The following is a 19205-nucleotide window of genomic DNA, read 5'->3' on the forward strand; positions in this document are numbered from 1 at the left end:
AAAAGTAAATTCATACTTTCGGCTGGAATCGCCTGCCTGAATGTAACGATACATTTCAGGGAAAGCCTGTGACTTTACCGGAGGTCTCAATGAAATCTGCACACCTGGTTTGCCTGCTCGTTTGCCTGATTTTCGCTGCGTTTGTTCACGCGCAGGAGAAGAGCGCTCCGGAGAAAGAGGCCCAGATAAAACAGCAGGTCCTGAAAGATGTGAAGAAAACCTGTACCCCGCAGAAAAAGCAGAGCGATAAGGCCTGGCAGGCGATGATTTTGTCGTCTGAGGCCAATCAGCTGCTGATCAAAAATGCCATCACCGCCGTGAAGCGTGACAACCTGGACGCCTACTGGGATGCAGTAAGTCAGGTGGATTGTATGGAAGATTACTGAGGGTTGAGCGCCGGGTGGCGGCTGCGCCTTACCCGGCCTACATCACATGTTTAACGCTTCCGCACATCCGGAATAATCAAATCCCCACGCAGAACGTAGGACCCGAGCATCTGCGTTTTCGCCGTCAGCCAGCTCACGATGCGCGCCGCCATGGCGTCCATGGAATACTCAATGGCCGGGATCACCGGAATACCCGGGAGATGCAGCGAACCGCCGAGGCTGAAGACCATGATGTCTTCCGGTACCGATTTATTAAACGCCTGTAACTGCGGGATCACCCGCTGGGCTTCCTGCTCGTCTGCCACCAGCAGCGCGTTGAAATTCAGCGTGGACGCGTTGTTGAGTAATTCCTGAAGCGCAACGGACGATGAAGTCGCGTCCATAAACACGAGGTTGCGATTAAAGGGCAGGAAGTTTTTCTCCAGCGCATGTTTGTAACCCAGCAGCACCTGATCGGCAAAGCCGCTGCCGTGCGGGTGGATCAGTGCTATCTGGCGACGCCCCTGGCTGGTGAGATAGTTGCAGGCCGTTTCAGCCGCGAACGCGTGATCGAACTGAATGCTGTTGGCGTTATCGGCTTCCATACAGTCGACCAGAATGACGTTGTCCATGTCCACGTCTAGCGGGAAACGCGCGCCAATCACCAGAATGTCATCACATAAGCCGCAGGAGAGTTCTTCAAGGGCGTTCATCACTTCTGTTTTCGTGTGTGCGAAACGCAGCAGCAGATGTTTTTGATGCTGGCTGAGGTGTTTTTCCAGCGCGTACAGGTAACCGGTGGTCTGGTTAATGTTCTCCTGCGCGCAAATCACCCCAATGCAGCCCGTCGACTGGCTGAGCAGCGACTGGGCGATCACGTTGGGACGATAGTTCAGCTCATCCACCGCTCTCAGAACAGCCTGTCGGCTGGCTTCTTTAACGCCACGCGACCCGCTCAACACCCGTGATACCGTGGCTTTGGACACCCCGGCCAGACGCGATACATCGTTGATTGTAGACATCTCTCTCCCCTGTCAGACGCAACTGGCGTCTGTAATTTCCATCACCGCTACGGCTCACATTATAGCCAGAACGGAGTATATCCGTTTCCGTTTTCCATGGAAACCGATTTTCCGTTTCCACTCAATTTGATGTCAAAACAGCCAAATTATGTGACCCACATCCGGTTAATTAGCGTCATAAGTAGTGGATATTGATGGTTGTCACACTTCTGTCTTTTATGAATGGAAACCGGTTTCCGTATCATGTCCAATCATCATCGCAATAACTTTTTACATTTTGAGGATGGTCGTCGATGTTCAAGATTATGCTGTGCTGCTCTGCCGGGATGTCCACCAGCCTGCTGGTCAGCAAAATGATCGATGTTGCAAAAGAACGGGGCTTGCCCGTGAAGATAGATGCGTATGGCGTATCCGAATTTGATACGCAGTTTCCGCACTATCAGGTGGTGCTTCTCGGACCGCAAGTGAAATACATGTTAAAGACGCTCTCAGACAAGGCAGCGACGCAAGGCATACCGGTGCAGCCCATCGACATGATGGATTACGGCATGCAGCGTGGCGATAAAGTACTGGACTATGCTCTGTCGCTCATCGAAGCGGCACACTAAAAGGTGTTCACATGAGTTCGTTATATCAATCCATGGTCGCGGTGATTGAACAGTCAATTACGCCGCTGGCCGCGAAGCTCGGTCAGCAAAAGTATGTGATTGCCATCCGCGACGGCTTTACCGCCGCGCTGCCGTTTATGATCATCGGCTCGTTTATGCTGGTGTTTATCTTCCCGCCGTTTTCGGCGGATACCACCAACAGCTTCGCCCGCGGCTGGCTGGATTTCTCCGAGACCTACCGCGAACAGCTGATGCTGCCCTTTAACCTCAGCATGGGCGTGATGACCTTCTTCATCTCGGTGGGGATTGGGGCGAGCCTGGGACGTCAGTTTAACCTCGATCCGGTGATGTCCGGTCTGCTGGCCTTTATGGCCTTCCTGCTGGTCGCCGCGCCGTATGCCGACGGCAAAATTTCGACGCAGTATCTGTCGGGTCAGGGCATCTTCACTGCGCTTATCACCGCGATCTACTCCACCCGTGTATACGCGTGGCTAAAGCAGAACAACGTCACCATCCGCCTGCCGAAAGAGGTGCCGACCGGCGTGGCGCGTTCGTTTGAGATCCTGATCCCGGTGATGGTGGTGATTGGTACCCTGCATCCGCTGAACCTGTTCATTGAAGCGCAGACCGGGATGATCATCCCGCAGGCGATTATGCACCTGCTGGAGCCGCTGGTGTCCGCGTCTGACTCGCTGCCCGCGATTCTGCTCTCCGTTCTGCTGTGCCAGATCTTCTGGTTTGCCGGTATCCACGGGTCGCTGATTGTCACCGGCATCATGAACCCGTTCTGGATGGCGAACCTCTCTGCAAACCAGGCGGCGCTGGCGGCGGGCGCGGCGCTGCCGCACGTTTATCTGCAAGGTTTCTGGGATCACTACCTGCTGATTGGCGGCGTAGGCTCGACCCTGCCGCTGGCGTTCCTGCTACTGCGCAGCCGCGCCACTCACCTGCGCACCATCGGCAAAATGGGCATTGTGCCAAGCTTCTTTAACATCAACGAACCGATTCTGTTCGGCGCGCCGATCATCATGAACCCGATGCTGTTTATCCCGTTCGTGTTTGTTCCGCTGGTCAATGCCTGCCTGGCGTACGGCGCAACCAAACTCGGCTGGCTGGCCCAGGTGGTTTCGTTAACCCCGTGGACCACGCCCGCGCCGATTGGCGCCTCGTGGGCGGCGAACTGGGCGCTGAGCCCGGTGGTGATGTGCCTGGTCTGCATGGTGATGTCGGCGCTGATGTACCTGCCATTCCTGCGCGCCTATGAGCGTACGCTCATCAAAAATGAAGAGCAGAAAGCCCAGGCAACCGTCGGCACCGCTGAAACAGTTAGCAATTAAGTCAAAGAGGAAGGGTCATGAAATACGCATTTCCCGATAACTTCTGGTGGGGCAGCGCAAGCTCCGCTCTCCAGACGGAAGGGACACGAGAGGGTGAAACCACGTGGGACTACTGGTTTTCCCGCGAGCCGAACCGTTTTCACAACGGCGTGGGACCGCAGCATACCTCCACGTTTTATCAGCACTGGAAAACGGACATTCAGCTGTTGAAGCAGCTGAACCACAACAGCTTTCGCACCTCGATTAGCTGGGCGCGCCTGATCCCCGACGGTATCGGTGAAGTGAACCCGGACGCGGTCGATTTTTATAATCAGGTCATTGATGAGCTGAATGAACAGGGTATCACGCCGTTTATCACCCTGTTCCATTTCGACATGCCAATGGCGATGCAGGAGATCGGCGGCTGGGAAAACCGTGACGTAGTGGACGCCTACGCCCGCTATGCGCAGATCTGCTTCGAGCTGTTTGGCGACCGCGTGCTGCACTGGTTTACCTTCAACGAGCCGATCGTGCCGGTGGAAGGCGGTTATCTGTACGATTTCCATTACCCGAACGTGGTGGATTTTCGTCGGGCGGCCACCGTGGCATATCACACGGTGCTGGCCCATGCGAAGGCCGTTCAGGCTTACCGCGCCGGGCATTACGCGGGGGAGATCGGCATCGTGCTGAACCTGACGCCGTCATACCCGCGTTCGCAGAACCCGGCGGACGTGAAGGCGGCGCATATCGCGGATCTGATGTTTAACCGCAGCTTCCTCGACCCGGTGCTGCGCGGGGAGTATCCGGCCGACCTGGTGGCATTGCTGAAATCTTACGATCAGCTACCCGCCTGCAAGCCGGAAGACGGTTTCCTGATTGCGGAAGGGAAAATCGACCTGCTCGGCGTTAACTACTATCAACCGCGCCGCGTGAAGTGTCGCGACAGCGCGGTGAACCCGCAGGCGCCGTTTATGCCGGAGTGGTTCTTTGATAGCTACGAGATGCCGGGCCGTAAGATGAACCCGTACCGCGGCTGGGAAATCTACGAGCCGGGTATTTACGATATTCTGGTTAACCTGCGCGACAATTACGGTAACCCCCGCTGTTTTATTTCTGAAAACGGGATGGGTGTCGAAAACGAGCAGCGCTTTATTGAAAACGGCCAGATAAACGATCGGTACCGCATCGAATTTATTTCTGAGCATTTAGCGTGGCTGCATAAAGGTATTAGCGAAGGCTGCAATTGTCTGGGCTACCATATGTGGACGTTTATTGATAACTGGTCGTGGTGCAATGCCTACAAAAACCGCTACGGTTTTATTCAGCTCGATTTGGAGACGCAGCAGCGCACCATTAAAAAAAGCGGAGAGTGGTTTGCCGCTACCGCCTTAAATAATTGCTTTGATAAAGAGTAAAAATGATGATCGCATTAGAAGAAGCCGTAATGGAAATTATCGTCAACGCCGGTCAGTCCCGCAGCCTGTGCTTCGAAGCGCTGCATGCGGCGCGCCAGGGCAACCTTGACGAAGCCAAAAGCCTGCTGCGTGAAGCCGATGGCTACGCGCGCCAGGCACACAAGATGCAGACCAAACTGATCGAGCAGGACGCGGGCGAAGCCCGCCAGCCGATGACGTTAATTATGGTGCACGCGCAGGATCATTTAATGAATTCGCTATTAGCGCGTGAATTATCTGAAGAGATTATTCATTTATATCAGAGATAGTCTATGGCGAAATAATTTAATGTAATACCTCTGTACCTAAAACTAGAAATCCACTTGTTCTGATGATAGCGACATATTCTGTCAGATCGGAGCGGGATGGTTATTGTCTGAATAAAATTAAACTATATTGAGATAACCATGAATACGATTAAAAAACTTCCATTAACCATGGCGGTTATCGCCGCGCTTTGTCCAATTTCCGTGCTCGCGCAAGAATTTACGCAGGAGCAAATTGACGCCATTGTGGCGAAAGCGGTGGATAAAGCCCTGGCCGAGCGTCAGGCGAAAATGGATACGGCGGTCGCGAAAAAAGCGGACGTCATCACCGAGCCGCAGAGCGCAGCGCAATCCCCGGACATGGCGATTCCGTTTGGCATCAAATTTACCGGCTACGCCCGCTACGGCGCGCACTTCCAGGCCGCTGACCAGAAGTATGTGGCGGTGGACGGCTCCTACAACGGCGCGTCCGCGATTGGTCGTCTGGGTAACGAAGGCAACGGCGGGGAATTCCAGCTATCCAAGGCCTTCAAGGGTGATAACGGCGCCATCTGGGACATCAACGTGATGATCGACCACTGGGGCGACGAAGTTAACCTCAAAAAAGCTTACGCCGGGGTGACCAACATTATGGCCTCCAACCCGAACGCCTACTTTTGGGCCGGTCGTGACTTCCACCAGCGTCCGCAGCAGGGCATCAACGATTACTTCTGGATGAACCACGATGGCCAGGGCGCCGGGGTGAAGAACTTCGACATCGGCGGCGTGCAGTTCGACGTGGCTGCCGTGGCGGCGGTGGAATCCTGTAGCCCGGAAGTGATGGAAGATGAAGCCAACCCGTCGCGCATCACGTGTACCGGCGGCTCCGGCACGGGTGACAAGGGCAACTACGCTGCCACCTCAAAAATCCACGGCATGAAGCTCGGCCCGATCGACCTGGAGCTGTACGCCAACTACGGTTTTGACTCCAAAGCCGTTGAGAGCGACGAGCGTCTGAACGCCTGGCAGGGCGGCGTGGTGCTGAGCCACACCAACGACAGCGGTGTGAACAAGGTGATCGCCCGCTACTCCGATAATTCGGACAACAGCGTGTTCAACAAAACCGAAGATCTGACCACGGTCTACGCCAGCTTCGAAGGGCTGTATAAATTCACCCAGGCCACGCAGGTGGAGTACATCCTCGCCTTCCACGACTATGACAACAGCCGTGATGACACCGACAACCGTAAGAACTACAACGCCATCGTGCGCCCGATGCACTGGTGGAACGACGTTCACTCCACCTGGCTGGAAGCGGGCTGGCAGCACGTAGATTACGACAACGGCGGCGACAACAAGGGCTGGAAGCTGACCCTGTCGCAGAACATGTCTATCGCCATGGGGCCGGAGTTCCGTCCGATGCTGCGCTTCTACGTGACCGGCGGCAAAGTGGACAACGAACGCACCGCGCGCGTGAACAACACCAAAGACGAAACGCTCGATGACTTCAACGTCGGCGCGATGTGGGAGGCGTGGTTCTAAGGTCAACGACATGCCGGGTGGCGCTACGCTTACCCGGCCTACGGTTTTCCCCCTCTCCCCGTGGGAGAGGGCCGGGGTGAGGGCATCATGCCGCACACAACCATGCTATGCTGTTGGCCAATTAACGACAACATAACAGGGGAGAACATGGGTTCCACACGCAAAGGGATGCTCAACGTCCTGATCGCCGCCGTTTTATGGGGCAGTTCCGGAGTTTGCGCGCAGTACATCATGGAGAAAAGCCACATTTCTTCGCCTTACCTGACCATGGTTCGTCTGCTGTTTACCGGCGTGATCCTGCTGACGCTCTCCTTCGTTCACGGCGACAAGATTTTCTCGGTCATCAAAAACCGCAAGGACGCCCTCAGCCTGCTGTTTTTCTCGCTGGTTGGCGCGCTCACCGTGCAGCTCACCTTCCTGCTGACGATTGAAAAATCCAACGCCGCTACGGCCACCGTGCTTCAGTTCCTGTCGCCAACCATCATCGTGGCGTGGTTCGCCCTGGCGCGGAAAACGCGTCCCGGCATATTTGTCTTATCCGCGATTTTGACATCGCTTGTGGGTACCTTCCTGCTGGTGACCCACGGCGATCCGACGTCGCTCTCCATCTCGCCTGCCGCACTGTTCTTCGGTATCGCCTCGGCGTTTGCCGCGGCGTTTTACACCACCTATCCATCAACGCTTATCGCCCGCTACGGCACGCTGCCGATTGTCGGCTGGAGTATGTTGATTGCGGGACTAATGCTGACGCCGTTCTACGCCGGACGCGGCACCACCTTCGCCATTGACGGCGGCCTGCTGCTGGCGTTTTTCTACCTGGTGGTGATTGGCACCGCGCTGACGTTCAGCCTGTATCTGAAGGGCGCGCAGATGATCGGCGGGCCGAAGGCAAGCATTTTGAGCTGCGCCGAACCCCTGAGCAGCGCGCTGCTGTCGGTGGTTTTGCTGGGGGTGGCATTCACCCTGCCGGACTGGCTGGGAACGCTGCTGATTGTGTCGTCGGTGGTGCTGATTTCGATGGATTCACGCAGAAGGGTTAAGGCATCGGCTTAAGCGAATGTCCCCTCACCCCGGCCCTCTCCCCAAAGGGGCGAGGGTGAAAAGACAGCACCGAGCAGTCCCCTCTCCCCTATGGGGAGAGGGTTAGGGTGAGGGGAGAATTGACTACTTCGCCTTAACCTTCCCCGCCACCAGCAGCGCGGTCAGCAGCATCAGCGTACCGGAGATCACCAGCGGTGACGTCAGCCCCAGATGGTCGAGCGCTACGCCGCCCACCGCCGCGCCGCAGGTGTTCGCCAGCTGGATCACCGCCACCTGAATCGACCCGGCTTTTTCCGCCTGATCGGCAAGCGAGCGGGTGATCCACGTCGACCAGCCCACCGGCACCAGCGCAAAGGCAAAGCCCCAGACAATCGCAATCGCCGATGCGACCCACTTGTCGCTGCCCCACAGCACCAGCACCGCGGCACTGATCGCCAGCACCAGCGGCGCACCCGCCAGCGCCACCTTCAGGGAGCGCTTCAGGAACTGAGACGACAGTGAGGTGCCGACGAAGCTGGCGATACCGAAGCTCAGCAGCACCAGCGTCAGGCCATCCACGTCAAAGCCCGCCATGGTCATATACACCGGGCGAATATAGGTAAAGAAGGCAAACTGCCCGGCAAAGGCCATGAAGATGGCGGTCATCCCCGCCAGCACGCCCGGACGCTTGAGCAGCGCGAACATGTTCTGTTTGTGGTGCGCCGCTTCACCCGGCAGAGACGGTAGCGCTTTCCACACCCAGATAATGCACAGCACGCCCATTACTGCCGCCGCGTTAAAGACGTTACGCCAGCCGATAATCCCACCAAGGAAGCTGCCCAGCGGCGCGGCAATCACCAGCGCAATAGAGACCGCGCCGAAGATAACGGACAGCGCTTTTGGCACGGTGCGCGCGGGCACCAGGCGCATGGTCAGCGAGGCCGACATCGCCCAGAAGCCGCCTAACCCCAGCCCCAGGCAGGCGCGACCCAGCAGCAGCAGGGTGAAGCTTTCAGCGAAAGAGACCAGCAGGCAGGAGAGCGTCAGCAGCACGCTGAACAGGATGACCACTTTACGACGGTCAATGGTGCCAATCGCCTGGGTGATAAACAGGCTGGCGAACATCGCCACAAAGGCGGTGACGGTAACGGACTGCCCCGCCACGCCTTCGGAAATGCCCAGATCCTGCGCCATCGGCGTCAGCAGGCTGACCGGCAGAAACTCAACGGTGATCAGGCAGGCGACGCAAAATGCCACGGAGAAAACCGCCGACCAGTTGGGGCGAGACACCTCTTTGGCCTGCGGCGTAGTCGTGGGCTGGATATGTTCTGTCATGGCATCACCTGAGATAAAAACGTGCGGAAAAGTCGCGCAGTTTATCATCAAAAGTGTGACGAATTTAACGATTTGACAACTTTTGTGGCTTTAGAGGGGATCAGTGCAGATAAAACACACCTTCTTCCGGCAGAAATAGCTGGTTATAGCGCAGCTGGAAGGCGTTCAGCTCCTGCGGATCGGGCTCCATTTCGCGCATAAAGCCAAGTGCCAGTCGAATTTGCGCATCGGTAATGGGGGCGGCAAGGCGGGCTTTACGCAGCATACGGTGCCAGGTATGCAGATTCTCTTCACTGCCGTCGACAATGCAGACCTGCCAGATGAGCAGCACCTGCGCCGCATTTTGCAGATGTGCCTCGTCGGGGCGCTCAAGGTAGCGGATAAACTCATTGCCCGGCGTTTTACCGAACTGATCGATCATCGACTCGACTGGCATCGGGGTGATGCCCAGCCGCTCGCTTAAACGTTTGATGGCGCGGCGGGAGTCTGAGGTCAGGACACGAAATCCAACCACAAATACCACGGCAAGCGTTGCCAGCATTATCCAGACCATGCGTTCTCCTTAGACTAGCCGCCCATCATAGCGGGAAACGCAGCGCGTCAACAGCGGGAACGGCCAGAATAGTGAACCGAAAAAAGCTGGATAATTGCGATGAAAGCAATCCCGCGCAGGCGTGGCTGCGCGGGCTGTTGCTGGAGACCCGTCAGCGCGCCTGAAGCCCTTTCAGCAGCGCGTCGTGGAAACGTTCAGGATCCTGCATCTGCGGCGCGTGGCCCATGTCGTTAAACTCGACCAGCGTCGCGTGCGGAATGCGCTTCGCCGTCTCTTTGCCCAGCACCGCGTAATTGCCGAGCGTCTTGCGGATCTCCGGTGGGGCGAGATCTTTCCCGATGGCGGTATTGTCCTTCGTGCCGATCATCAATAATACCGGCATCTTCAGCTCGCTAAATTCATAGACAACCGGCTGGGTATAAATCATGTCGTAGAGCAGCGCCGAGTTCCACGCCACGCGCGCTTTACCCGGCCCGTTGTTCAGCCCGGCGAGCATGGTGACCCAGCGCTCGTACTCCGGCTTCCAGTCCCCGGCGTAGTAGGTGTTTTTCTCGTACTGACGAATACCGTCGGCGCTAACTTTCAGCTCGCGCTGGTACCACTGGTCGACCGTAATATGCGGCACGCCGCGCGCTTTCCAGTCTTCCAGACCAATCGGGTTTACCATCACCAGCTGCTCCACCTGCTGCGGCCACATCAACGCATAGCGGGTTGCCAGCATGCCGCCGGTCGAATGTCCTATAACCGTCACGCGCTCGACGCCCAGCGTTTTCAGCAGCGCGTGGGTGTTATCCGCCAGCTGCTGGAAGGTGTACTGGTAATGCTCCGGCTTGGTGGATTTACAAAAACCAATCTGGTCAGGGGCGATCACGCGATAGCCACCGGCCGACAGCGCGCGGATAGTGCCGTCCCAGGTGCCAGCACAGAAGTTTTTGCCGTGCATCAGCACCACGGTGCGGCCGTTGGGTTTTTCCGGTTTCACGTCCAGGTAAGCCATATCCAGAGACTGGTTCTGCGAGGTAAAGGTAAAGTGTTTTACCGGCCAGCCGTAGTCAAAACCTTCCAGCTTCTCGCCGTAGGTGGGGGCATCCGCGGCCATTGCGGGGGACGCCAGCGCCATCAGCAGCGCAAGGCAGGACAATCGTCGGGTTAACATGCAAGCTCTCCGTTAGCAAAAGGGCTAAGGCTGCACGAAAGGCGGCAGCAAAAACACTGTAGAGCATAGAGAGGAGCGAGTGTGTAAAGCGGAGTAAAGGTAGGCCGTGCAAAATAAAAAAGCCCGGCATCACACACCGGGCAAAGAAGTTACCTGCACACTCAGGCTACTTTTAATTTCTGCGCACGATTCTCACGGCGGATCTTACGCTCTTCCAGCACCGCAACCATCGCCATCAGGACGATACAGCCAATCGCGGCGGCATCCAGCGCGGCGAAGGTGCCCGCCCAGCCGGTAAGGCCGAAAATCGGCGTGCCGTCGGCGATCATCCCCAGGCCCAGCTTGGCGAAGCTGTCGCCGATCAGGTAGGCGAAGGTGCCCTTAATCCCATCGGCGGCGCCGATCGCTTTTTTCGGGACGAAGCCCACTGCCGCCACACCGATCAGTAATTGCGGACCAAACACCAGGAAGCCGAGCGCGAACAGGGACGCCAGGTAAATGTACTGGTTGCTGGCGTGCTGGTAGACGCCAAGGGTGGCGATAATCAGCGCCAGCGCGACGCAGGCCACCAGCGCGCGGCGGCCATTGGCGAGGTCGGAGAGCCATCCCCACAGCAGCGTGCCGACCAGCGCGCCCACTTCAAACAGGGTGAAGCCCTGAATCGCCACTTCTTTAGAAAGCTTCAGCTCCTGGAAGGCATACACTGTGGACCACTGGTCGATACCAATGCGCACCACGTACAGGAAGATGTTCGAGAAACAGAGCAGCCAAATCACTTTGTTTTTCAGCACGTACTCAACAAAGATCTGCCATTTGGACATCTCGTTTTCTTCGGTCTCTTTGTCCTCTTCGCTGATCTCTTCCCCGAACAGCTCTTCGGCTTTGCCGAGGCCGTACGACTCCGGGGAATCGCTGCCGTAGCGCAGGCCGATAAAGCCAACAATCAGGGCAATAATCGACGGGAAGATAAACATGCCGATGACGTGGCCGTCGAACAGGTAGTTCGCGCCGAACAGCGCCACGCCTGCCGCACCCGCTCCGCCGAGGTTGTGGGAGATGTTCCACATGCCGAGGTACGACCCCCGCTTGCGGCGCGGCGTCCATTTGGTGATGGTGGAGTAGCTGCACGACCCGCCGGTGCTCTGGAAGAAACCGCTCAGGGCGTAAAAGACGATCATCAGGAACAGGCTGACGGAGCCCGCGCCCATGCTGGCGCTGAAGCCGAGCATACAGATGGCAGAGAGGATCAGCATAAACGGCAGGAACTGCTTGGTGTTTTTGCCGTCCGCATAGTAGGAAACGACAGTTTTCCCCACGCCATAGGTGATGGAGAAGCCCAGGCCAATCATCCCCAACTGCGTCATGCTCAGCCCGTAGGTCGAGATCATGTCGTTCTGCGCGATGTTAAAGTTTTTGCGGATCAGGTACATAGTCAGGTAGCCGATGAAGACCACCAGATAGGACTGCATGAACGGTTTGAACCACATTTTGCGCCGCACGTCGAGCGGCAGATCCAGGGTCGGCTTGCGCACCTGATTTAAGAAGGCCAGCATGACTGAGTTACTCCTGAGCTGATTTTTGCAGCATTGTAAAAACCAGCCAGGAGAGATGCCTGAGACAGCGTCCAGGTGAAACCGGGAAAATTTCTTAGTTTTGCGCGACTCGACAGCAAAAGGTGAGGCGCGTCACGCTTCGCGCGGTGCCTGCGCGTGCAAAAACGGCAGCAACAGCAGGGCGGAGATGCCCGCCGCGATGGCGATCACCGCGAAGAACCCGCTCCAGTGCCAGATGTCGATCACCCGCGCCAGCGGCCAGCCGGAGAGCGATGCGCCGAGGTAGGCAAACAGCCCGACAAAGCCCGTCGCCGCGCCTGCCGCCTCTTTGTGGGAGCACTCTGCCGCCGCCATGCCGATCAGCATCTGCGGGCCAAAGACGAAAAAACCGATGGTGAAGAAGCACGCCGCCTGCATCACGTAGCTGGCGAACGGCATCAGCCACAGCGAGCCGACGGAGAGCAAAATTCCGGCGGCGAAAATCAGGTTCATCGGCCCGCGGTTGCCGTTGAAGAGCTTGTCCGAGCCCCAGCCCGCCACCAGCGCGCCGATAAACCCGCCCAGTTCAAACATGGTCACCGCCGAGTTGGCGGTCACCAGATCCACACCGAGCGTCTCGGACATGTACAGGTTGCCCCAGTCGTTGATGGCCGCGCGCACCACGTAGACCAGCACGTAGCAGAGCGACAGCAGCCAGATGTAGGGGTTTTTCAGCACGTATTTGGTGAGGATCTGCTGGCGGGACAGCCCGGCCCCCTCCTGCTGCTGGGCGATCTCCATCTCGTCGTGCCGCCAGTCGCCCACCGGTGGAAGGCCGACGGTTTGCGGCCTGTCGCGCAGGCGCCAGCAGAGGAACAGCCCGGCGACAATCGCGAGGCTACCGGCAATCATCATCCCCGCACGCCAGCCGTAGTGCAGCGCGGCAGCCCCCACCACCATCGGGATCAGCGCTCCGCCAACGTTATGCGCGGTATTCCATATCGCCCACCAGCCGCCGCGCTCGTTGCGTGAGTACCAGGCGGTGAGCAGGCGGGCGCAGACCGGCGCGCCCCAGCCCTGGAAAAAGGCGTTCAGCGCCCACAGCAGGGCGAAGGCCCACAGCGACGTCGAGAAGCCAAACAGGATGTTCACCACGCCGGTGGCGATCAGCCCAACGCCCATGAAATAGCGCGCATTGGAGCGGTCGCTGACGATGCCGGAGAAGAACTTCGACAGACCGTAGGTGATGTAAAACAGCGTCGCCAGCAGGCCGATATCGGTGCGCGCCATCACGCCGCTGGCGAGGATCTCCGGCGCGGCGGCGTTGAAGCTTTTGCGGGTGAAGTAGAACAGCGCGTAGCCGAGCCAGATAGTGACCAGGATATGACGTCGCCAGTAGCGATAGCGGGCGTCGATTTCCGCTTTGTTGCCTAGCGGGGCGGCGCTGGCGGGGGTTTTAAACATGGTGCGTCCTTAACGGCAAACTGACGCTGACGCGCGTCCCGTGGGTGCAGGAGATTGTCAGCGTGCCGCCGATCGCCTTCACGCGCTCGCGCATGCCCGCCAGGCCAAAGCCCTGTTGGCCGGATCCCGGCGGCAGGCCGCAGCCGTCGTCTTCAATCACCAGCATCAGGCGCTCGTCCTGCTGCCAGCCCTGGATCGTGACCGCGCTGGCACTGGCGTGTTTGACGATGTTGTTCAGCCCCTCCTGACAGACGCGGAACAGCGTCACACGCTGACCTTCGCTCAGGGTAGCTTCATTGATGCGCCAGTCGAGATGGCTGACTATCCCGCGGCTTTCCAGCTCCATCTCGCGCATCAGGGAACGCACCGCCTGCTCCAGGGACAGATCGTCAAGCTGGCGCGGGCGCAGCCGCCCTAACAGGCGGCGAACGGAGTCATAGACACCCAGCGAAAGCTGTTCGATATGCGCCCCGCCCTGCTTCACACCCGCGTTTTCTGCCGCCAGGCGCTGGACAATGCCCGCCTGGGTGCGGATGGCAGTGATGGTCTGGCCGATGTCATCGTGCAGCTCGCGGGCAACCTCCTGGCGCACGCTCTCTTCCGTCTCCAGCAGACGCTCCGCCAGACGGCGATTGCGCGCCAGCTCGGCTTGCAGAGACTGGTTCAGCTCGCGCAGGCGCTGGATGCCCGCCCCCAGCAGCAGCCCGGTCAGGCTCTGGGCCAGCAGCGAGAGCAGCAGATCTACCGGATGATCGTGCCAGGTCTGGCTGGCGATCAGCGCGATGGCGTTCATTAGGGTCGCGATCAGCGCCCCCTGCCAGCCGTAGTGCCAGGCGAGGGCGATGATCGGCAGCGCCAGACAAAACGGCGTGAAGCGTGATAATTCAGCGGGCAGACCAAGCTGCAACCACAGGCTCACCACAAACAGCAGCAGATACCAGATCAGGTGCCGGGCGCGCCAGTTCACCGGCTGGGAGACCAGCGCCGGGCCGAGCGGCTGCCAGACGGTGCTGGTGAGGTAGTGCCAGAAAACGAGGCAGGTCGGTGCCAGCGTCAGGCCGCCGGTGAGGGTCAGCAGCAGGGCGTTGAGCATCTCCTTCTCGCCGACCCACGGAAGCGACTGCAGCAGCGCGGCGGCAATCAGCGCCGCCCCCTGACGCAGCAGCGTGCGCCAGTCGCGCTGGTGACGGTAGCGGGAAATCAGGGCGACCGGGAGAAGCGTAAGCAGGCTTCCGGTCATCAATAAAGGCAGATGCGCCAGCGCCACTTCCTGCGCCAGCCAGATCAGCATCAGCCACTCTGCACCGAGCAAAACGGGCCAGTATCCGCGCGGGCACTGAAGCATCAGTCCCAGACGCAGGCCAAAGGGGAACAGCAGCACCGCCAGCTCCGGGCGTTCCACCAGATGCAGGCTGATGCTCCACAGGCAGAACCATGCGGCGGAGAAGATAAAAAAGCTGGCGACGACGGCGATCAGCCGTGAAAAAACGGGACTCATTGCCAGCTGTCAAACATACGGCGCGCCAGCTCGACATCGTTACTGACGTTGAGTTTTTCCATCAGGTTGGCGCGATGAACATGCACGGTTTTCGGGGACAGATCCAGCTCCGCGGCAATCTCTTTTACCGACATGCCCTGGGCAAGTTTCTCTGCCACCTGACGCTCGCGCCTGGTGAGCGGATCCTGCCGTCCCGCCGCCAGCTTGATGGCGATATCGGGCGTCAGGTAGCAGCCGCCGGTGGATACGGTGCGCACGGCGGCAATCAGCTCGTCGGGGCTACAGCGTTTAGAGAGGAAGCCGCGCGCGCCCGCGTTGAGCGCCTGCTCGACCAGCGCCGGGCTGTCGTGGACGGAGAGCATAATGGTCGCCATCCCTTTCGGCAGCTGGCTTAACAGCTCCAGCCCGGAGAGATCCGGCATTGAGATGTCGCAGATACAGACCTGCACCCCGCGTCCCGGCAGGCCCGCCAGCGCCTCGCGACCGGAGCCAAACTCGGCCACGACCTGAAAATCCGGTTCGAGGTTTAAAAGCTGGGCAAAGCCGGAGCGGACGATAAGGTGGTCGTCGATAAGGGCGATGGTGGTCATGGTTTGATCCTGATGCGTGAACACGCCGGATGGCGGCGTAAACGCCTTATCCGGCCTACGTGTAACGTCCTTGCAGGCTGGATAAGCGCAGCGCCATCCGGCAAAAGCCTTTTACCTTAAGTGATTTACTCGAAAAACACCGCAATTTTGTTAAACATGGTGGGATCGGACTGGTTGCGTGCCACTTTGGTGACATCTTCCAGCTTGTCGATCTGCGCCATCATCTGCTCCAGACGCTGATCGTCGTTCACCAGTAGCCAAATGCGGCTGTGCTCGCTGCCCTGAATCGGCAGGCACAGAATGCCTTCCACGTTAAACGCCCGTCGGGCAAACAGCCCGCAGACGTGGGTCATGACGCCAGGGTGGTTGCGGACGGTGAGTTCCAGAATGACATTATCACATTGTTTCTGCATGGCTTATTCCCCCACCATCTCAGTATTGGCCGCACCCGGCGGCACCATCGGATACACTTTTTGTTGCGCGTCGATACGCACGTGGATCAGCGCCGGGCCAGGGCGAGAAATCGCATCCTGCAACGCCGCGTGGGCATCTTCTTCGGCGTTCAGATCGCAGGTGTGCAGGCCAAAACCAGCGGCAATCTGCATGAAGTTGATCATCCCCGGATAGGTCGCCGCAAACACGCCCTGCTTATAGAACAGGCTCTGCTGCTGGTGTACCAGGCCCAGCGCCTCGTTGTTCATCAGAATGATTTTGACGTCTAACTGGTTTTCGGCTGCCGTCGCCATCTCCTGAATGTTCATCATCAGGCTGCCGTCACCGGAGAAGCAGATCACCTTACGGTCCGGGTTGGCGAGCGCCGCGCCAACCGCTGCTGGCAGGCCGAAGCCCATGGTGCCAAGGCCGCCGGAGGTCAGCCACTGGCGCGGGCGGTTAAGCGGATACGCCTGGGCGGTCCACATCTGATGCTGGCCGACGTCGGTGGTGATAATCGCGCTGTCATCCACGCAGGCGGCAACGGCGTTGATAAGGCCATAGTGGCTCAGCGGGTCGCCCTCGGTTGGGATAGCGCCCGGGAACTCGCGTTGCAGATCGGCTACCAGCTGGCGCCAGTCGGCGCGGTCGGTTGCCTCCGTCTGTGGGATCAGCTGTGCCAGCACCTCGGCCACGTCGCCCTGAATCGCCACGTGCGGCTGCTTGATTTTACCCAGCTCGGCGCGGTCGATATCCACATGAATGATTTTGGCGTTCGGGCAGAACTCCTCGGTTTTGCCAATCGCCCGGTCATCAAAACGCGCCCCCATAACAATCAGCAAATCCGCCTCTTGCAGGATGTAGTTGGTGCTGCGCGCGCCGTGCATGCCCAGCATCCCTAAAGACAATGGGTGCGCTTTTGGCAGCATGCCGAGCGCCATCAGGGTCATGGTGGTAGGTAAATTAGCTTTTTCAGCGAACTGACGAATTTCATCCGCGGCGTTGATCGCCCCGCCGCCCAGATAGAGCACCGGGCGTTTCGCAGCGTTAATCATGGCGGCGGCGTCGCGCACGCTCTCAGCGCTGAATTCCGGCGCCGGGGCACGCTCGCCCGGCTCCGGCAGCACGTCGATCTCAATTTCTGCGGTCTGGACATCCTTAGGAATGTCTATCCACACCGGACCCGGGCGGCCAGACTGGGCAATGCGAAACGCATCGCTGATCACCTGAGGCAGCTCGCTGATATCGCGAACTAAATAGTTATGTTTGGTGATGGGGATAGAGATACCGTAGGTATCCACTTCCTGGAACGCATCGGTACCGATCATCGAGGACGGCACCTGGCCGGTAATGCAGATCAGCGGAATGGAGTCGAGGCGCGCATCGGCGATGGCGGTCACCAGGTTAGTGGCGCCCGGCCCGCTGCAGGCCATACAGACCGCTGGTTTACCCTGGGTACGCGCCATGCCCTGAGCGATAAAGCCTGCGCCCTGCTCGTGGCGCGCCAGCACGTGGCGGATCTGTGTGCTTTGGCTTAACGCATCATACAGCGGCAGCACGGTCCCACCCGGGATGCCTGCAACGGTGGTGATGCCCTGTCGTTCCAGTAAATGAACAATCAGCTGCGCGCCTGTAAAACGCGTTTTTGTGGATGTTGTGCCCGAACTTGCCATGCTCCAGTCCTTTTCTTCTGGGCCGACTTTCCGGGGAGGCTCTTAAACGAAAAACCCCGCCCGGTTTGCGCCGGCGGGGTTTTGGATTCGTGTGTTGATCCAGTCCCTACGGCGCATTGCCGACGACCACCACCACACGCACGACGACCACTGCGGCAGGTTGCGCAGTTTTTAGTAGGGTCGAAGTGAAGATGGATGAAGTCATTGGGGACCTGTGTTTGGAATCATTGATAGAATTTATACAAACACAGGTTTTCGGATGTGACAATGGAAATATTTTCAACTGCGCAAAAATGCGTCAGGGATCACGTTTCAGTACGTTGCTCGCTCATTCCAGGCATCACTATAGATGACATTGCCGTCACAATGCTTCCAGGTGATTTTCTCGTAGCGTATAAGAACCGTTTCAAGGTGTGTTCCGGTGTTTGCGCCGGGATACAGGTCTGGTGTGATTGAGGTTATTTTCACATTCTCCAGAAGGATATTAAAATATTCCTGTTCTAAACCCGCCTCATTAATTTGATACATCTTAATAGTGGCTGACTTGAGCATTCTTCCCGTACTCAGCGCCCGAAATAAAATCGGGGTTACACGATCAAATTCCTTCTGAAACATGACGGGCATGTGTATGCGCGTGCCCGTTAATTTCCCGGTATTTCCGTCGACTGGAATGTTGACATTATGAGTGAACGATTTAAGTTCAATTGCACCTTCACGCCCTGACACAAGGCAAGGGCCAACCATGGGAGAACCATTTTCATCTGTTAAAAACAAATAAGCTGGGTTTGACATAAAAAAAATCCTTTTTATATGATTTAATCGTACTTATCAAGGTGGCCGAAAATTATCGGATGAACAATAATAAATACAATGATAGAAATGAATGTTAGTAATACCCAGTGGTCAGGCACCAACCACAGGAACAAGGAGGCGCACGCAAAAATATAAACAGGAAATAAAATATCCGTAAATAGAATTGATAACAGACTCTTAAACATGCTCCTTGCCCTTTAAGTCTTTATAAATTGCATCGAAATCCTTATAGAATCCCAACTGCACCTTCTTAATGAGTTCAGACAGGAAAGGCTCAAAAAAGTAGTAAAGCATCTCCAGTTGTGCGGCATAGAGGGTGGCGTAATACTTAGGGTCCAATGTTTTCAGGCGACGAGCAGCAAGAGCGCACTTCTGTTCCGTTCCAATCAATTGAAGTGCCATGACAACGTTAGGTACGCGGCGTGCAAGCCGTTCGACGACGATTTCAGATAGCAGGCCTGATTCGGAAAGGGATTTGGCCAGACCCCATGCTATTGCTAAACGCGCGGCCTTGCTGGTCGGTATGTTATTAACAAGCCCTGTTACTTTTGAATCTATCTTACGAACGCTGACCTGCCCCCACGATT

The 19205-nt window shown here is 57.7% G+C and carries 19 protein-coding genes and 1 pseudogene; 7 read left to right on the forward strand and 13 right to left on the reverse strand.

All coding sequences use genetic code 11. The annotated features are described in order from the left end of the window. Positions 1-89 precede the first annotated feature (89 nt). Complete coding sequence (locus tag CKK19_RS20385; protein WP_003861030.1) at positions 90-386, forward strand: YicS family protein; 297 nt, start codon at positions 90-92, stop codon at positions 384-386. A 50-nt stretch (positions 387-436) separates the two neighbouring features. Here the strand turns inward: CKK19_RS20385 and CKK19_RS20390 are convergent, their stop codons facing one another. Further along, positions 437-1387, reverse strand: coding sequence for a LacI family DNA-binding transcriptional regulator (locus tag CKK19_RS20390; RefSeq protein WP_022646566.1), 951 nt, complete (start codon positions 1385-1387; stop codon positions 437-439). Positions 1388-1680: 293 nt separating this feature from the next. On the opposite strand from CKK19_RS20390, the gene CKK19_RS20395 reads away from it, so the two are divergent. The 6 genes from CKK19_RS20395 (at position 1681) to CKK19_RS20420 (ending at position 7605) form a co-directional block, all read left to right on the forward strand. Next, the gene (locus CKK19_RS20395) at positions 1681-1995 is read left to right on the forward strand and encodes a PTS sugar transporter subunit IIB (protein ID WP_003861034.1); all 315 of its coding nucleotides are present in this window, start codon (positions 1681-1683) and stop codon (positions 1993-1995) included. Between the two features lie 11 nt (positions 1996-2006). Beyond that, positions 2007-3332: a PTS sugar transporter subunit IIC gene (locus tag CKK19_RS20400; RefSeq protein WP_063854020.1), complete on the forward strand. Its 1326-nt coding sequence runs from the start codon at positions 2007-2009 to the stop codon at positions 3330-3332. A 17-nt stretch (positions 3333-3349) separates the two neighbouring features. After that, positions 3350-4726 (forward strand): glycoside hydrolase family 1 protein, encoded by a 1377-nt coding sequence (locus tag CKK19_RS20405; protein WP_022646564.1) that lies wholly within the window; start codon positions 3350-3352, stop codon positions 4724-4726. A gap of 5 nt (positions 4727-4731) precedes the next feature. Continuing rightward, entirely contained in the window at positions 4732-5034 is a 303-nt protein-coding gene (locus CKK19_RS20410; protein ID WP_014168006.1) for a PTS lactose/cellobiose transporter subunit IIA, read from the forward strand. A gap of 138 nt (positions 5035-5172) precedes the next feature. Next, positions 5173-6552: a carbohydrate porin gene (locus tag CKK19_RS20415; protein WP_063854019.1), complete on the forward strand. Its 1380-nt coding sequence runs from the start codon at positions 5173-5175 to the stop codon at positions 6550-6552. Between the two features lie 147 nt (positions 6553-6699). After that, complete coding sequence (locus CKK19_RS20420) at positions 6700-7605, forward strand: EamA family transporter (protein WP_023305152.1); 906 nt, start codon at positions 6700-6702, stop codon at positions 7603-7605. A gap of 111 nt (positions 7606-7716) precedes the next feature. Here CKK19_RS20420 and nepI read toward each other — a convergent pair whose 3' ends face one another. The 12 genes and pseudogenes from nepI to CKK19_RS20480 form a co-directional block, all read right to left on the reverse strand. Further along, positions 7717-8907 (reverse strand): purine ribonucleoside efflux pump NepI, encoded by a 1191-nt coding sequence (gene nepI, locus CKK19_RS20425; protein ID WP_063854018.1) that lies wholly within the window; start codon positions 8905-8907, stop codon positions 7717-7719. A 100-nt stretch (positions 8908-9007) separates the two neighbouring features. Next, on the reverse strand, positions 9008-9460 hold the full coding sequence (locus CKK19_RS20430; RefSeq protein ID WP_014830062.1) for a DUF1198 domain-containing protein: 453 nt from the start codon (positions 9458-9460) through the stop codon (positions 9008-9010). 151 nt (positions 9461-9611) lie between these two features. Further along, complete coding sequence (locus CKK19_RS20435; protein ID WP_063854017.1) at positions 9612-10616, reverse strand: alpha/beta fold hydrolase; 1005 nt, start codon at positions 10614-10616, stop codon at positions 9612-9614. Between the two features lie 161 nt (positions 10617-10777). Continuing rightward, the gene (gene uhpT, locus CKK19_RS20440) at positions 10778-12169 is read right to left on the reverse strand and encodes a hexose-6-phosphate:phosphate antiporter (RefSeq protein ID WP_063854016.1); all 1392 of its coding nucleotides are present in this window, start codon (positions 12167-12169) and stop codon (positions 10778-10780) included. A 132-nt stretch (positions 12170-12301) separates the two neighbouring features. Continuing rightward, positions 12302-13612, reverse strand: a complete 1311-nt coding sequence (locus tag CKK19_RS20445; RefSeq protein ID WP_022646557.1) for an MFS transporter — start codon at positions 13610-13612, stop codon at positions 12302-12304. Beyond that, on the reverse strand, positions 13605-15110 hold the full coding sequence (gene uhpB, locus CKK19_RS20450) for a signal transduction histidine-protein kinase/phosphatase UhpB (protein WP_063854015.1): 1506 nt from the start codon (positions 15108-15110) through the stop codon (positions 13605-13607). The genes CKK19_RS20445 and uhpB overlap by 8 nt, the downstream gene beginning before the upstream one ends. Continuing rightward, positions 15107-15700, reverse strand: a complete 594-nt coding sequence (uhpA, locus tag CKK19_RS20455) for a transcriptional regulator UhpA (RefSeq protein WP_022646555.1) — start codon at positions 15698-15700, stop codon at positions 15107-15109. Before uhpA ends, uhpB begins: the two co-directional genes overlap by 4 nt. A gap of 125 nt (positions 15701-15825) precedes the next feature. Beyond that, positions 15826-16113: an acetolactate synthase small subunit gene (ilvN, locus tag CKK19_RS20460; protein ID WP_015570113.1), complete on the reverse strand. Its 288-nt coding sequence runs from the start codon at positions 16111-16113 to the stop codon at positions 15826-15828. Positions 16114-16116: 3 nt separating this feature from the next. After that, positions 16117-17805 carry an acetolactate synthase large subunit gene (gene ilvB / locus CKK19_RS20465; RefSeq protein ID WP_063854014.1) on the reverse strand — a complete coding sequence of 563 codons (1689 nt, stop codon included), beginning with the start codon at positions 17803-17805 and terminating at the stop codon, positions 16117-16119. A gap of 106 nt (positions 17806-17911) precedes the next feature. Beyond that, positions 17912-18010, reverse strand: coding sequence for an ilvB operon leader peptide IvbL (gene ivbL / locus CKK19_RS20470; RefSeq protein WP_057979964.1), 99 nt, complete (start codon positions 18008-18010; stop codon positions 17912-17914). A gap of 107 nt (positions 18011-18117) precedes the next feature. Continuing rightward, positions 18118-18597 (reverse strand): Hcp family type VI secretion system effector, encoded by a 480-nt coding sequence (locus CKK19_RS20475; protein ID WP_032626682.1) that lies wholly within the window; start codon positions 18595-18597, stop codon positions 18118-18120. Positions 18598-18795: 198 nt separating this feature from the next. Then, a pseudogene (locus CKK19_RS20480) lies at positions 18796-19205 on the reverse strand (hypothetical protein); the annotation flags it as partial.

This window comes from Enterobacter sp. CCUG 70166 (assembly GCF_020224095.1).
Classification (GTDB): Bacteria; Pseudomonadota; Gammaproteobacteria; order Enterobacterales; family Enterobacteriaceae; genus Enterobacter; species Enterobacter intestinihominis.

What these genes read in the sequence shown, in the direction of transcription:
- CKK19_RS20385 (WP_003861030.1), top strand. Translation starts at nt 90, where the DNA reads ATGAAATCTGCACACCTGGTTTGCCTGCTCGTTTGCCTGATTTTCGCT.
- CKK19_RS20390 (WP_022646566.1), bottom strand. Translation starts at nt 1,387, where the DNA reads ATGTCTACAATCAACGATGTATCGCGTCTGGCCGGGGTGTCCAAAGCC.
- CKK19_RS20395 (WP_003861034.1), top strand. Translation starts at nt 1,681, where the DNA reads ATGTTCAAGATTATGCTGTGCTGCTCTGCCGGGATGTCCACCAGCCTG.
- CKK19_RS20400 (WP_063854020.1), top strand. Translation starts at nt 2,007, where the DNA reads ATGAGTTCGTTATATCAATCCATGGTCGCGGTGATTGAACAGTCAATT.
- CKK19_RS20405 (WP_022646564.1), top strand. Translation starts at nt 3,350, where the DNA reads ATGAAATACGCATTTCCCGATAACTTCTGGTGGGGCAGCGCAAGCTCC.
- CKK19_RS20410 (WP_014168006.1), top strand. Translation starts at nt 4,732, where the DNA reads ATGATCGCATTAGAAGAAGCCGTAATGGAAATTATCGTCAACGCCGGT.
- CKK19_RS20415 (WP_063854019.1), top strand. Translation starts at nt 5,173, where the DNA reads ATGAATACGATTAAAAAACTTCCATTAACCATGGCGGTTATCGCCGCG.
- CKK19_RS20420 (WP_023305152.1), top strand. Translation starts at nt 6,700, where the DNA reads ATGGGTTCCACACGCAAAGGGATGCTCAACGTCCTGATCGCCGCCGTT.
- nepI (WP_063854018.1), bottom strand. Translation starts at nt 8,907, where the DNA reads ATGACAGAACATATCCAGCCCACGACTACGCCGCAGGCCAAAGAGGTG.
- CKK19_RS20430 (WP_014830062.1), bottom strand. Translation starts at nt 9,460, where the DNA reads ATGGTCTGGATAATGCTGGCAACGCTTGCCGTGGTATTTGTGGTTGGA.
- CKK19_RS20435 (WP_063854017.1), bottom strand. Translation starts at nt 10,616, where the DNA reads ATGTTAACCCGACGATTGTCCTGCCTTGCGCTGCTGATGGCGCTGGCG.
- uhpT (WP_063854016.1), bottom strand. Translation starts at nt 12,169, where the DNA reads ATGCTGGCCTTCTTAAATCAGGTGCGCAAGCCGACCCTGGATCTGCCG.
- CKK19_RS20445 (WP_022646557.1), bottom strand. Translation starts at nt 13,612, where the DNA reads ATGTTTAAAACCCCCGCCAGCGCCGCCCCGCTAGGCAACAAAGCGGAA.
- uhpB (WP_063854015.1), bottom strand. Translation starts at nt 15,110, where the DNA reads ATGAGTCCCGTTTTTTCACGGCTGATCGCCGTCGTCGCCAGCTTTTTT.
- uhpA (WP_022646555.1), bottom strand. Translation starts at nt 15,700, where the DNA reads ATGACCACCATCGCCCTTATCGACGACCACCTTATCGTCCGCTCCGGC.
- ilvN (WP_015570113.1), bottom strand. Translation starts at nt 16,113, where the DNA reads ATGCAGAAACAATGTGATAATGTCATTCTGGAACTCACCGTCCGCAAC.
- ilvB (WP_063854014.1), bottom strand. Translation starts at nt 17,805, where the DNA reads ATGGCAAGTTCGGGCACAACATCCACAAAAACGCGTTTTACAGGCGCG.
- ivbL (WP_057979964.1), bottom strand. Translation starts at nt 18,010, where the DNA reads ATGACTTCATCCATCTTCACTTCGACCCTACTAAAAACTGCGCAACCT.
- CKK19_RS20475 (WP_032626682.1), bottom strand. Translation starts at nt 18,597, where the DNA reads ATGTCAAACCCAGCTTATTTGTTTTTAACAGATGAAAATGGTTCTCCC.